The organism is Thalassolituus sp. UBA2009, assembly GCF_002335285.1.
Classification (GTDB): Bacteria; Pseudomonadota; Gammaproteobacteria; order Pseudomonadales; family Oceanobacteraceae; genus Venatoribacter; species Venatoribacter alkanivorans.
Window position 1 is genome coordinate 1 of the sequence record NZ_DDCJ01000055.1, and the last position, 14045, is coordinate 14045.

At 51.8% G+C, this 14045-nt stretch carries 13 protein-coding genes; 11 read left to right on the plus strand and 2 right to left on the minus strand.

Going from position 1 to position 14045, the window contains the following annotated elements:
• Positions 1-305: 305 nt before the first annotated feature.
• Genes B3P58_RS05720 through B3P58_RS05735 form a run of 4 tightly spaced genes read left to right on the plus strand, consistent with a single transcriptional unit; the run spans position 306 to position 2944 of the window.
• Positions 306-956: a MotA/TolQ/ExbB proton channel family protein gene (locus B3P58_RS05720; protein ID WP_145468822.1), complete on the plus strand. Its 651-nt coding sequence runs from the start codon at positions 306-308 to the stop codon at positions 954-956.
• A 13-nt stretch (positions 957-969) separates the two neighbouring features.
• Positions 970-1479: a biopolymer transporter ExbD gene (locus tag B3P58_RS05725; protein ID WP_286716466.1), complete on the plus strand. Its 510-nt coding sequence runs from the start codon at positions 970-972 to the stop codon at positions 1477-1479.
• Complete coding sequence (locus tag B3P58_RS05730) at positions 1476-1982, plus strand: ExbD/TolR family protein (RefSeq protein WP_186435881.1); 507 nt, start codon at positions 1476-1478, stop codon at positions 1980-1982. Before B3P58_RS05725 ends, B3P58_RS05730 begins: the two co-directional genes overlap by 4 nt.
• Positions 1982-2944, plus strand: coding sequence for an AgmX/PglI C-terminal domain-containing protein (locus B3P58_RS05735; RefSeq protein WP_230332065.1), 963 nt, complete (start codon positions 1982-1984; stop codon positions 2942-2944). The genes B3P58_RS05730 and B3P58_RS05735 overlap by 1 nt, the downstream gene beginning before the upstream one ends.
• A gap of 90 nt (positions 2945-3034) precedes the next feature.
• Here the strand turns inward: B3P58_RS05735 and B3P58_RS05740 are convergent, their stop codons facing one another.
• On the minus strand, positions 3035-3511 hold the full coding sequence (locus B3P58_RS05740) for a MaoC/PaaZ C-terminal domain-containing protein (protein ID WP_286716467.1): 477 nt from the start codon (positions 3509-3511) through the stop codon (positions 3035-3037).
• A gap of 48 nt (positions 3512-3559) precedes the next feature.
• Complete coding sequence (locus tag B3P58_RS05745; RefSeq protein ID WP_286716468.1) at positions 3560-4471, minus strand: alpha/beta fold hydrolase; 912 nt, start codon at positions 4469-4471, stop codon at positions 3560-3562.
• 236 nt (positions 4472-4707) lie between these two features.
• Here B3P58_RS05745 and B3P58_RS05750 point away from each other — a divergent pair, with 236 nt between their 5' ends.
• From B3P58_RS05750 to B3P58_RS05780, 7 genes are all read left to right on the plus strand, one after another.
• Entirely contained in the window at positions 4708-6387 is a 1680-nt protein-coding gene (locus B3P58_RS05750; protein ID WP_145468816.1) for an AMP-binding protein, read from the plus strand.
• Positions 6388-6499: 112 nt separating this feature from the next.
• Positions 6500-10417 (plus strand): ATP-dependent RNA helicase HrpA, encoded by a 3918-nt coding sequence (hrpA, locus tag B3P58_RS05755; RefSeq protein WP_286716469.1) that lies wholly within the window; start codon positions 6500-6502, stop codon positions 10415-10417.
• A 188-nt stretch (positions 10418-10605) separates the two neighbouring features.
• Positions 10606-11034: a hypothetical protein gene (locus tag B3P58_RS05760; RefSeq protein WP_349676569.1), complete on the plus strand. Its 429-nt coding sequence runs from the start codon at positions 10606-10608 to the stop codon at positions 11032-11034.
• Positions 10997-11818, plus strand: a complete 822-nt coding sequence (locus B3P58_RS05765; RefSeq protein ID WP_286716483.1) for a DUF692 domain-containing protein — start codon at positions 10997-10999, stop codon at positions 11816-11818. Before B3P58_RS05760 ends, B3P58_RS05765 begins: the two co-directional genes overlap by 38 nt.
• Entirely contained in the window at positions 11805-12584 is a 780-nt protein-coding gene (locus B3P58_RS05770) for a DNA-binding domain-containing protein (protein WP_286716471.1), read from the plus strand. The genes B3P58_RS05765 and B3P58_RS05770 overlap by 14 nt, the downstream gene beginning before the upstream one ends.
• A 15-nt stretch (positions 12585-12599) precedes the next feature.
• Positions 12600-13208, plus strand: coding sequence for a DoxX family protein (locus B3P58_RS05775; RefSeq protein WP_145468811.1), 609 nt, complete (start codon positions 12600-12602; stop codon positions 13206-13208).
• 94 nt (positions 13209-13302) lie between these two features.
• Complete coding sequence (locus B3P58_RS05780) at positions 13303-14043, plus strand: MlaA family lipoprotein (protein WP_225692767.1); 741 nt, start codon at positions 13303-13305, stop codon at positions 14041-14043.
• Positions 14044-14045 lie beyond the last annotated feature (2 nt).

Sequence of the window (14045 nt, forward strand, 5' to 3'; positions counted from 1 at the left end):
TTATATCAGCCGATTAACAGCTATCGTGAACAGTGGCTGCAGAGCATTGACCGCGACAGTTTCCGCCGCGAAATGCGTTACGCAGAACGCTATGCACCAAAGGAGCCGGATCAGGAACGTCTGCGCCAGCTTAGCGGGGGCTCAGCAGTGCAGTAGTACTTTTTGGTTTATGCAATAAACAACGTTTTTTGCTGAGCGGTTTAATGGTTAAATCGTCAGTAATGGGAAAGACCCGGAAGGCTGCGGCATAAGACCGGCCAATAACAACTAAGAAGCTACAAAACTACAAACCAGGGGAAGTAACTATGGATACCATCGTACGTTTTTTTCAGGAAGGCGGTACTTTTATGTACCCGATTGCCATCATTATGGCGATTGGTCTGGCCATTGCTTTTGAGCGTCTGCTGGTGCTGATGAAAGAAAAATCCAGCAACCGCCGCGCCTTTGAAGAACTGCTGCCTATGCTGCAAAAACGTGACCTGCGCGCTGCGCTGAGTTATGCCACCAGTTCAGAAACCAAAATCGGTGATATTTTCTCTGCTGCTATTGCCCGCATTCCAGGCAGTCAGCGTCGTGAAGAAATTGAATATGCGCTGGAAGAAGGCCTGATGGAAGCCATTCCACAGCTGGAAAAACGCACCCAATACGTAGCCACCCTGGCCAATATTGCAACGCTGATGGGACTGCTGGGTACCATTATGGGTCTGATCGCAGCCTTTACCGCGGTTGCCAATGCAGCGCCTGCAGAAAAAGCCGCGCTGTTGTCGCAGAGTATTTCTGTCGCGATGAACACCACGGCATTCGGTCTGATGGCGGCGATTCCGTTAATTCTGCTGCACAGCTACCTGCAATCCAAAACCAACGAAATTGTCGACAGCATTGAGATGGCCGGGGTTAAGTTCCTCAACATCATCACCGAGCGTAAGCCAGGTCAAACTCCAGCAAACAGCAACTGAGATGTAATTTCTGATGAGACGCCAAAGACGAATACAAGAAGAGGCGGAGCTCAACGTTACATCCTTTATGAATCTGATGATCGTACTGGTACCAGTGCTGTTGATGAACATGGTGTTCTCACAGCTGGCGGTACTCGATCTTAAGTTGCCATTGGGAGATCAGCCGGGGGCTGTGAATCCTGAGGATGTTTCGCTCGAAGTGATTGTCCGTAAGCAGGGGCTTGAAATTACCCGAACCTATCAGGAAAAATCTGAATCGCTTGCGACACTGCCGAAAAAAGACGGAGATTACGATTACAGTGGTCTGTCTTCTGCGCTCGTGGATATTAAAAAGAATCCCGGCTTTGAAGATAAAAAAGACATCAGCCTGTTGTCGGAAGCCGATGTCGATTACCAGACGCTGATTACCGTGATGGACAGCGTACGCATTTACCCGGCGGTTATTGCTGCTTCACTGGTTGATGCGACGTTATTTCCGGAGATTTCTCTGGGCGATGCGCCGGGCGCGGAGGTGACACCATGAAAATGTCACGTCGTGCGAAGCGTATGCAGCGCAATCATAAGCGTAATGCCAATAAGAGCGGCCTGAATCTGACAGCTCTGATGGATATTTTCACCATTCTGGTTTTCTTCCTGATGGTGAACCAGTCGGAAGTGGAAGTGCAGAGCAGTGATGCCATTCAGTTACCGGCCTCGCTGGCGGATAACAAACCGAATGAGAACATCACGGTTCTGGTGAGCAAAGACGATATTCTGGTTCAGGGACGTGCGGTCATCAGTACTGCTGCGGCCAGTAAAATCAGCGGTGAAGAAATTGCCGAGCTGAAAAAAGAACTGGATTATCTGGCATCGCGTTCACCGCTGCCGGATGAGCTGAAAGCACAGGGTCGGCCGGTCACCATTATGGGTGACAAGGACATTCCCTATGCGCTGCTGAAAAAGGTGATGAATACCTGTGCGAAGGCGGAATTCAATAATATTTCGCTGGCTGTTAATCAGAAACCACCCGCTGCGGGAGGTGCCTGATGACCGTTTATTATCGCGCACCACAACTGCCCTGGACCGACAACGGTGACCGTCAGCGCTTTCTGCCTATTCTGATTGTTTTGCTGGCAGTCGTCATGGTGCTGGGTGTGGTTATTCCGTCTGTTGATTTGCCGGAAAAAGACCGTAAGGATCTGGAGAAATTACCGCCGCAGCTGGCCAAGGTGATCGAGCGTAAAAAGCTTGAAAAACCCAAGCCAAAACCGGTGCCACCCAAAGTGGAAGAAAAGAAGCCGGAGCCTAAGCCCGAACCAAAACCGGAGCCTAAGCCTGAGCCGAAACCAGAACCACCAAAACCGAAGCCTGAGCCGAAACCTAAGCCCAAGCCGAAGGTAGAGGCGACGAAGGAAAAGCGTGAGCAAGCCAAAGAAACGGCCAAAAAGAATTTTGGCAACGATGCCTTGTCAGCGCTTAACAGTATCCGCAATCAGGTGCCGATTGCTGCATTAAACACCTCCAGTAAGGGGCTGAGTAATGCCGGCAATAAAGCGACCAGTGTCGGGACTGTGGTTGATCGTAACGCCGCAACACGGACATCCGGTGGTGTTGATGTTGCATCCTTAACCAATGCGACGGTCGGTGAAAATCTGAGTGATCGTCAGGTGACGGCGGTGGAAATGACGGCAGAACAGGAAGAAGCGGCTGCGGCTGCTACGACCCGTTCGCAGGAAGAGCTGCGCCTGGTGTTTGAACAGTACAAAGTACAGTTTGACCGCCTGTATCGTGGCGCCCTGCGCAAAAATCCGGCACTGGCAGGTTCTGTAACGCTGAAGATGGATGTGCAGCCCAATGGCTCTGTATCGTCCTGCTCGGTATTTAAAAGCGAGCTGAACGATGCCGGTCTGCATAAGCGACTGGAAATGAAGTGTCGTCAGATGCAGTTCGAAAACCGTCCGGGTATTGATGTGACGGTGGTCGAATTTCCGATCCGCTTTATGCCTTAATGGCAGAGGGCAACCAATAAAAAAGGCCGCATTTGCGGCCTTTTTTATTCTTTCCGGTTCGTATCGTTCCGGATTGACGACCGTACACCCTCAACCGCCGATACGGATTTCCGGCAGCTTGGGAGCTTTGATGGTCATTTTTTCGGTCGGTGCCATCACGCTGGCTTCACCGCTGGCCACTACTTTGCCGTTCTGATTGCTGACTTTACAGTCAAGGGTTACAACCGGTTTGCTGTCGTGTTTGCTGCTGACGGTTAATTCCACCGTTAATTCATCGCCAATCATCACCGGTTTGCGGAAGGATAAATTCTGACCGAGATAAATGGTTCCCGGGCCAGGCAAATCCATCGCCAGTGCTGCTGAAATTAATGCTCCGGTAAACATACCGTGGGCAATCTGCCCTTTAAACATTGTGGTGGCAGCATATTCGGCATCCAGGTGCACAGGGTTGTGATCACCTGAGGCCGCGGCAAACAGAATAAGATCCTGCGCAGTAATGGTGTGCTTGCGCTGACAGCTGTCTCCGACAGCAATTTCATCAAACGGACGATTGGTAATTGTTTCCATACAGTTCCCGGGTTAATTAGGATAAAGGTGAGTTATTCTTGCCGCCAGTTACAGCGGCAACGCCTTGAGCCACTTCAGAATGTTCTGAAAAACCTCATCAGCATTGGTTTCGTTCAGCATTTCATGCCGGCCTTCAGGGTACATTTGCAGGCTGACATTGTCATGACCTGTCTTTTCCAGAAAGGCTTTTAATGCCGGAACACCTTTACCCATCTGACCAACAGGGTCGCGATCACCGCCAAAAAGATAGATAGGTAAATGAGCCGGGATTTTGCGCAGATTATCGGCTTTGCCGATTTCAATCAGACCGCCAAATAAGTCAGTCCATAATTGCAGGCTACACAGATGCCCGCAGGCGGCATCGGCCAGATAACGGTCAACCTGTTCGTTGTCACGGCTCAGCCAGTCAAAATCGGTACGGTTAGGACGGAAAGCTTTATTGAATGCGCCAAAGGAGAGGGCATCCATTACGCCAGACAGGTGTTGCTGTCCCTGACGCAGTTTCAGCAGGCTGGCGACGCTGCGCCCCAGATGAAACAGAGCGGACGACTGATGATTGGAGCCGGAGAGAATCAGGCCGGACAACAGGTCGCCATGACGGATGGTGAATCCCTGCGCAATAAACGATCCCATGGAGTGGCCAAACAGGATGCGTGGCTCTGAGCCGCAGACGGCTTGCTGCACCCGCAGGATATCGTCCATCAACAGTTCCCAGCCGCCCATGCCCGCAGCATCTGCGTCGGCATAGTGGCCGCGCGGACGACGTTCGCCATGGCCACGGTGGTTATGGGTAACAACCTGATAACCCGCCTGGTGCAGGTATTCGGCCAGAGGGATATAGCGGTCACAATGTTCGGCCATGCCATGCATCAGGTGGATGGTGGCAATGGGAGAGGTCAGAGACCATAAGCGCGCTTCGAAGGTGGAATGATCGGCGGCAGAGATAGTTATTTTGTTCATTATTTGATCGCTGTGCTGACGAGAGTTAGCCGGCCGTGTCAGGCGGCGCTGTTACCATCTCCGTTATGTGTCAAATTGTAAATAGCTGGGAGGCGACTTTTGCCGCGATGTGAGAAAACAGGTAAACTCCGGCTGCTTTTTTGGCCGGTATTTCTACTGGGGAGCCGGAATCCGGTCAATTCAAAATTTCACAAAACCCTGCATATAACGATAATTCAGGGTTATCAGGAGGCGGTATGAACGAGCAATTTTTCCAGGAGCGTTATCCGGAGGGCTATCCGAGTTCGATAGACCCGGATAAGCACGAATCATTAGTCGAAATCTTTAATGGTTTCGTAGAACGTTTTGCTGATCGCCCGGCTTTTACCTGTCTGGGACAAACCCTGACCTATGCTGAACTGAATAAGCAGAGCGCCGCCTTCGCAGCCTACCTGCAGAACGAGACCAGCCTGCAGGCCGGTGACCGCATCGCGGTGCAGCTGCCGAATATTCTGCAATATCCGATTGTTGTGTTCGGTGCTATGCGTGCTGGTATGGTGGTGGTTAATACCAACCCGCTGTATACCGAACGCGAGATGGAACACCAGTTTAACGACTCCGGTGCCAAAGCGCTGGTTGTGCTGGCTAACATGGCCGACAAAGCTGAAAAGGTTCTGCCAAATACCGGTATCAAGCACGTTATCGTCACCAACGTTGGTGATATGCACGGCACAATCAAACGTGTACTGATTAATACCGTTCTCAAGCACGTTAAAAAAGAAGTTCCGGCCTTTAACATTCCGGGCGCTGTTGCCCTGCGCAGTGCGCTGAAAACCGGAGCAGGAAAAACCTTCACCGAAGTTAAAATGGACCGCAATGATGTGGCGGTGCTGCAGTACACCGGCGGTACCACCGGCGTTGCCAAAGGTGCAATGCTGACTCACCGCAACCTGATGTCGAACATGATGCAGTGTCATGGTTTGTTCACTATGGTGCTGGAAGAAGGCAAAGAAACCGTTATCGCGCCGCTGCCGCTGTACCATATCTACGCCTTTACTGTGCATTGCATGGTGCTGCTGGAAACCGGTAACCACTCGATTCTGATTCCTAATCCACGTGATATTCCGGGCTTTATCAAAACCCTGCAGGGTGCTGAGTTCAGTGGTTTTGTGGGTCTGAATACACTGTTCGTTGCGCTTTGCGGTCAGGAAGCTTTCCGTGCCCTGAACTTCAGCAAACTGAAACTGACCATCTCCGGTGGTATGGCGCTGACCAAAGACGCGGCAGACCAGTGGCAGAAAGTTACCGGTTGTGAAATTGCTGAAGGTTTTGGTATGACTGAAACTTCTCCGGTTGTTTCTTTCAACCCGCCAGGTCATATCAAGCTGGGCACCATCGGTATGCCGGTTGCTGGTACTAACTGTAAAGTGATCGATGAAGAAGGTAATGAATTACCTCTGGGTGAGCCGGGTGAACTCTGCGTTAAAGGCCCGCAGGTAATGAAAGGTTACTGGCAGCGTCCGGAAGCGACCGCCGAAACCATCACCGAAGATGGCTGGCTGAAAACCGGCGATATGGCGGTGATCACGGATGACGGTTACATGAAAATCGTTGACCGTAAAAAAGACATGATCATTGTCTCTGGTTTCAACGTTTACCCGAACGAAGTGGAAGATGTACTGGTATCTCACCCGGACATCGTTGAAGCCGCTGCAATCGGTATTCCGGATCCTAAGAGCTCTGAAGCGGTTAAAGTGTTTATCGTTTCCAAAAACGAAAACCTGACCGCGGCTGAAGTAAAAGACTGGTGCCGCGAGCGTCTGACCGCTTATAAAGTACCGCGTCACATTGAGTTCCGTGACGAGCTGCCGAAGACCAACGTCGGCAAAATCCTGCGTCGCGAACTGCGTGATGCGGAGCTGGCCAAGCACAACTGAGTTGTCTAGGTCGTAATAAAAACGCCCTGTATTTTCGGATACGGGGCGTTTTTATTGGTGGAGCCGGCGGATTTTCGGCCGAATCCACATGTTAACAATAATGGAGATTCCCGTGAGCGCTGACGCTTTTACTGCCGACTGGGCAGCCCTGCATAAAGCCATTGACCAATGTTTGCTGAAAGATCAGCACGGCATGCGCCGCAGTGTGCAGCAGTTAAAGAAGCGCTCGCCGGATGATGCTGCCACTCAGGCGCAGCTGGAAAAACTGCTGCAGCGTATTCAGCGCAGCCAGCAGACGGTAGCGTTGCGCGCTCAGCCTTTACGTATTGCCTATCCGGAAGAACTGCCGGTCAGCGGCAAGCGAGATGAAATTCTCGCGGCACTGCGCGACCATCAGGTAGTGGTGGTTGCCGGTGAAACCGGTTCCGGTAAAACCACGCAATTACCTAAAATTTGCCTGGAAGCCGGTTTTGGCCGTCAGGGGCGGATTGCCCACACTCAGCCACGGCGTCTGGCTGCGCGTGCGGTTGCGCAGCGAATTGCTGAAGAACTGGGTTGCGAGCTTGGTCAGCAGGTCGGTTATCAGGTGCGCTTTACCGACCAGAGCGTCGATGCCAGCCGGGTAAAGCTGATGACCGATGGTATTTTGCTGGCGCAAACCCAGCATGACCGTTTTCTTAATGAATACGACGCCATCATTATCGACGAAGCGCATGAGCGTAGTCTGAATATTGATTTTTTGCTGGGCTATTTAAAGCAGCTGCTGCCGCAACGCCCGGATCTGAAAATTATTATTACCTCGGCCACCATCGATGTTGACCGTTTCGCTCAGCATTTTGCCGATGCCAGTGGTAAAGCCGCTCCGGTGATTGAAGTATCCGGTCGTACTTTTCCGGTTGAAGTCCGATACCGTTCTTTATTACGTGATGAAGAGGACGCGGATGACCGCACTTTGTTTGAGGGTGTGGCTGAAGCACTGGCAGAACTGCGCGAAGAAGATAAAAAATCCGGTCAGCATGGTGATGTACTGATTTTTATGCCGGGCGAACGTGAAATCCGCGAGTGCGCCGAATTTTTACGCCGCGCACAATTACCGGCCACCGAAATCCTGCCGCTCTATGCGCGTTTAAGCGGTGCCGATCAGCAGAAAATCTTTAAGCCTCACGGTGGCCGGCGGGTGGTGCTGGCCACTAACGTGGCCGAAACCTCGCTGACGGTGCCGGGCATCCGTTATGTGATTGATTCCGGCGTGGCGCGCATCAGCCGCTACAGTTACCGCAGTAAAGTACAGCGGCTGCCGGTTGAGGCTATTTCTCAGGCCAGTGCCAATCAGCGTGCTGGTCGTTGTGGCCGTACTTCGCCAGGTATCTGTATCCGTCTGTACGAAGCAGCCGATTTTCTTGCGCGCTCAGAATTTACCGATCCGGAAATTCAGCGCACGAATCTGGCCGCGGTTATTTTGCAGATGCTGCATCTGAAACTCGGCCGGCTGCAGGATTTCCCCTTTATTGACGCCCCCGACGAGCGCTTTATTAAAGACGGTTTTAATCTGCTGCAGGAACTTGAAGCGGTTGATGCAGACGGGAATATGACAACGCTGGGCCGGCAGATGGCGCGCCTGCCGGTCGATCCGCGCATTGGCCGGATGTTGCTCGAAGCAAAGCAGCAGCAATCATTGCGCGAAGTATTGATCATTGCAGCGGCTTTAACCGTGCAGGACCCGCGTGAGCGCCCGCCGGAAAAACAACAGGCTGCGGATGAAAAACACCGCCTCTGGCAGCACGAAGAATCCGATTTTCTCAGTCTGGTGAATTTATGGTTTGCCTACGAAGAACAGCGTCAGGAAACCTCGCAGGCGCAGTTGCGTAAATGGTGCAGCAAACATTTTCTGTCTTTTATGCGCATGCGTGAATGGCGTGATACCCATCGCCAGCTGCATGTATTGTGCAAAGAACTGGAATTAAAAGAAAACGCTGAACCGGCTAGTTACGAAGCCGTACATAAAGCCTTGCTGGCCGGTATGCTCAGCCAGATTGGTTTTAAATCGGAAGGGCAGGAATATCTGGGCGCCCGTAACCGTAAATTGTTTATTTTTCCGGCGTCGGGGCAATACAAGAAAAAACCGAAATGGATGATGACCGCTGAACTGGTTGAAACCAGTAAGCTGTATGCGCGTACGGTGGCGCGCATAGACCCGCAGTGGATAGAGCAGGTCGGCAAGCCGCTGCTGAAATATCAGTATTTTGAACCACACTGGAATGCCCAGCGTGGGCAGGTAACCGCTTTTGAACAAAGTACGTTATACGGATTGATCGTTAATCCGCGCAAACGGGTTAATTATGCGTTAACGCATCCGCAGGAGGCCCGGGAAGTCTTTATTCAGGAAGGCCTGGTAGAGCAGCAGTTGCGCAGCAAGCTGCCGTTTTACCGGAAAAATATTGCGCTGCTGAAAGAAGTCACTGAGTACGAAGAGAAATCCCGCCGCCGTGATCTGGTCATTGACGATGCCTGGCAGGCCGAGTTTTATCGCCGGCATTTACCACTGGAAATTCCGTCGGTCAGACACCTTGAGCGCTGGTATGAAAAAGCCTCCGCGGCGGAGAAAAAAGCACTCGAATTTACCCGCGATCAGTTACTCAGCACGGATGCCGCAGGCATTGGTGCCAGGGATTTTCCCGGCGAGCTGGAATGGCAGGGCATGGCTTTTCCGCTCAGCTATACCTTTGCACCAGGAACCGATAATGATGGCGTCAGCCTGAGTGTGCCGGTGGCTATGCTGCAACAGGTTCCGGATGCCCAGGTGGAGTGGCTGGTGCCCGGCTTTATCGGTGAAAAAGCCGCTCAGCTGATTAAAGGTTTACCCAAGGCCGTGCGCAAAAACTTTGTACCTGTACCGAATACGGTAGAAGTATTTCTGCGTCAGGCGGATGCCTCTCAGGGTGGTCTGTATATTCAGTTACTGAATTTTCTTAATAAAACCCAGCGTCCGCCGCTGGAATTATCACAGCTGCTGGAGGTTGAGTTACCGCCGCATCTGCGCATGAATATCCGGGTGATGTCCGATGGTAAGCTGCTGGCGCAGGGGCGCGATCTGGCAGCGTTAAAAGCGCAGCTGAGTGATGCCAGTCAGCAGCAGGTACTGACGCTGGCGCATCAGGATTATCAGCGCAGCGATATCAGTCAGTGGGATTTTGCCGATTTACCGGAGACTATCCAAACACAGGTGAATGGTTTACCGGTACGCGCTTTTCCGTGTTTACGTTTGCAGGGCCAGCAGCTGGAACTGACGGTTGAGGCCAATATTAACGACGCCCGCCGCGCACACCGCACCGGCGTCAGCCGCCTGATCCGCAACGCTCTGCCTGAACAGGAGCGGATGCTGAAAGCCCATATTCAGAAAACCATGGCCAGCCGCTGGTTGCTGGCAAAAGGTCTGGGCAGTCAGGCTGATATTGCCAATGACCTGCTTGAGGCTGCGTTTATTCAGGTGTTTGTGCCTCTGGATGAGGCGCTGCCTTACACTGAGGCTGAATATAAAGCCCGTCTGGAGCGTCGCTCTGAGCTGATCGCCCACGGTGAACGGTTACTGGCGCAATATATTGAGTGGCTGCAGCTGCGCCATACCATCCTGAAACGTATTGGTGGTGCAGTCAGTCTTGATCGTGCAATGGCCTACAGTGATGTAAAAGCTCATCTGCAGCGGCTTCTGGCTTCCGGTTTTATGAGCCGCACCCCCTGGGTTCAGCTGCAATGCTACAGCCGTTATTTACGTGCAATGGAATACCGCATCGATAAGCTGCAGGGCAATCTGCCGCGTGACCGGCAGTCGATGATTGAGTATGAGGCGCTGGCAACCCCTTATCTGGAATTACTGGCGCGTGTTGACATCGATGACCATCCGCAATTGCAGGAATTTGGCTGGCTGCTGGAGGAGTGGCGGGTGTCGTTGTTTGCTCAGCCGCTGGGTACCCGTGAGCCGGTATCGATGAAACGGCTGCAGAAGCGTTGGCTGGAAATCCGTGATATCTGATTTTTTTTTCGTCTGTTCTGTAAGAAGCGGGTATACCCTGCGACTAAGGTTAGGTGCACTGCAAAAGGGTTGAATTAATTACCTTTTCCGGGCACTAATGTGTCAGCCTCCGCTCTACGGACGCGGGGCCAGACTCTTAATAACCAATGAACAGGACTACATCATGGCTAAGAAAACAATGAAACCCGTTGCTGCTGTACTGGGTACCGCCTTTATTGCCGCGCTGGCTCAGGCGCCGGCAGCCTCTGCTGCTGAAAACCCATTTGCATCCGCCGAGTTACAGTCTGGTTATAAGCTGGCTGCAAACCATGAAGGCAAGTGCGGTGAAGGTAAATGCGGCGCCGAAAAAACAAAATCTGAAGGCAAGTGCGGCGCCGAAAAAACCAAATCTGAAGGCAAATGCGGCGAAGGCAAATGTGGTGCTGAAAAGTCCAAAGCAAATGCTGAAGGCAAGTGCGGCGAAGGCAAGTGCGGTGCCAGCAAAGCGAAAGCTGAAGGCAAATGCGGCGCAGATAAATAACGATGAAAACATCCTCCCACTTCGTTTCCGGAGCCGGGTTGGGTTTGCGGCGGGCTTTGATGGGCCCGCTGGCAGACGTGCCGGATTCGGCGATTGATTTTATGGAAATTGCGCCGGAAAACTGGATCGGAATTGGTGGCCGTTTTGGCAAACAGTTACGCCAGTTTACTGAACGGTATGATTTTCTTTGTCATGGTCTGTCTTTATCTCTGGGTGGCCCGGCACCACTCGATGAAGCACTGGTCCGCTCGGTCAGAAGCTTTATGCAGGAACATGGCATTAAGGCCTACAGCGAGCACCTGAGCTATTGCAGTGATGATGGTCATTTATATGATCTGATGCCTATTCCAATGACCGAAACTGCCGTTAATTATGTCGCTGAGCGCATTATGCGGGTGCAGGATATTCTCGGGCAGCGTCTGATTATCGAAAATGTGTCAACCTATGCCGAACCCGGTAAAGAAATGTCGGAGCAGGATTTTGTCTGCGCAGTACTGGAAAAGGCCGACTGCGACCTGCTGCTGGATGTTAATAATGTCTATGTGAACAGTATTAACCATGGTCAGGATGCGTTGGCTTATATCCGCGCCATGCCATCAGAACGTATCCGCTATCTGCATATTGCCGGTCATTACGATGAGGCCGATGACCTGTTGGTCGATACCCATGGTAATGCGGTTAAAGCCGATGTCTGGCAATTGTTGCAGCATGCTTATCAGTGTCATGGTGTGCTGCCTACGCTGCTGGAACGGGATTTTAACTTCCCGGAGGTGGCTGAATTAGTGGCTGAGCTTGATATTATCCGCCAGTATCAGGACGAGGCTGAGCGCACTGTAAAAAATGGTTCTCTGATCAGCGGAGGTGTTCGTGTCAGTCGCTGAGCATAATGAACACCTTAAACTGCAGCGGGAATTTGCCGCTCATCTGCGCAATCCGGAGGTGGTAGCTGCGCCCGGGAGTATCGATGAGCGCCGCCTGTCAGTTTATCGCGAACTGTTTTTTAATAACGTTAAAGGCTTTCTGGACACAACCTTTCCGGTCTGTGCCGAAGTGCTGGGCGAATCTCGCTGGCAGGCCTTAGCGCGTGATTTTTTTGCCAGTTACCGCGCCCAGAGTCCTTATTTTCTGGAAATTCCGCGTGAATTCCTGACTTATCTCGAAACGCATTATCAGCCTGACGCTGATGATCCTGAGTATTTTTATGAGCTGGCCCATTATGAGTGGCTGGAGCTTGCGCTTGATATCGCTGTTGCTGCTGATACTACCGGACTGAAGAGTGAGTTGACTGAACAGAATCTGGCAGCCGGCATTCCCTTAGTGGCGGTGGCTGAAGGTTTTCTTTATCAGTATCCGGTACACGAAATATCGTTACAGAATAAATTCCCTGAAGCGAAAGCAACGGCGCTGATCGTTTATCGTGCACCGGATGATCAGGTCCGCTTTATTGAAACCAACCCTTTTACTCTGCAATTACTGGCTCTGCTGAAAGAACAAACGCTCAGTGGCTATGACGCTGTCTGCACGTTACTGCAGCAGGCCGGAATGAGTGTCAGCGAAGCTGCAGTTGCCGGTGGTATGGCTATTCTGCAGCAATGGGCCGGGCAGGGATTAATTACCGGTGTTCAGGCCGTAACTGAAGCGAATTAATCTGAGGAATATGTTATGTCGTTAGTCAGTTTTCTTGATGCCCAGCACGACCGGTTAAATTCAACCCGTGCTTTCGATTTTTTGGCTCCTCTTGCTTTGCGCCTGTACCTGGCTGCTGTTTTTTGGGTAGCCGGTATGAATAAAGTGGCCGGCTTCGATAATGTGGTCGAATGGTTTGGTAACAGCGATTGGGGATTGGGGTTACCTTTCCCCTGGCTGATGGCATTTCTGGCGACGGCTGCTGAAGTGGGCGGTGCGGTTTTGCTGCTGCTGGGGCTTGGCACCCGTTACATTGCTGTGCCCCTTATGATTACCATGCTGGTCGCCATTTTTACCGTGCACTGGGATCATGGCTGGCAGGCGGTTGCGGACCTGAATTCTCCGGGAGCTACGGCGGCGACAGCAGAGGCATTAACCCGTCTTGAACGGGCACGTGAAATATTGCAGGAATATGGCAACTATGCCTGGCTGACGGCGGATGGACGTTACAGCTTTGTGGTGTCCAATAACGGTATTGAATGGGGCGTCACCTATCTGCTGATGCTGCTGGTTTTGTTTTTTCAGGGGGCTGGTCGCTGGTTCAGTCTGGACTACTGGATTGAGCAACGTTACCGGGCGCAATAGAGTGTTCCGTACGTGTTGCGTTCGTGGTGCGCGTGGGTCTGTTTTTATCGGTTCTGAGCTGTTTTAATGATGCGAAATTTACAGTAGAGAATTCATGATGCGCGCACCATGGTTGCTCCCCTTATGCCTTGCTTCTTCATTAAGCTGGGCAGCAGAGACGACAGATCCAGACCCCTGGGAAGGGTTTAATCGCTCTGTATTTGCGTTTAATGAAAATCTGGATAAATACATCGCCAAGCCTCTGGCACAGGGGTATCAGTACATAACCCCCGAGCCTGTCGATCAGTCGGTGACGCATTTTTTCTCCAACCTTGGTGATGTGCTGGTTATCGTTAATGATATTGGCCAGCTGAAAATGGGGCAGGCGTTATCAGATACAGCCCGTTTTCTTATTAACAGCACTGTTGGGTTCTTTGGCGTGTTTGATGTGGCTACGCATATTGGCCTGCCAAAGCATGACGAAGATTTTGGTCAGACGCTTGGCTACTGGGGTGTGGGCAGCGGACCTTATCTGATGTTGCCGTTCCTTGGGCCCAGCACTTTGCGTGATGGTACTGGCCTGTTGATCGACTACCAGAGTGATCTGGGCTACACCGGAATTGGCAACAACTACGCACAGGAGATTGGGCTTTATACCGTGCGTGGGGTTGACCTGCGTGCCGACTTAATTGCCTCTGAGGGGCTGATCTCCGGCGATCGTTATACCTTTATCCGCAGCTTTTATCTGCAGCGTCGCGAATATCTGATTAACGATGGCGTTGTGCAGGATGAGTTCGAAGATGACTTTGACGATTTCGATGATGAAGAAGACTGGGGAGACGATTGGGATAAGTAATG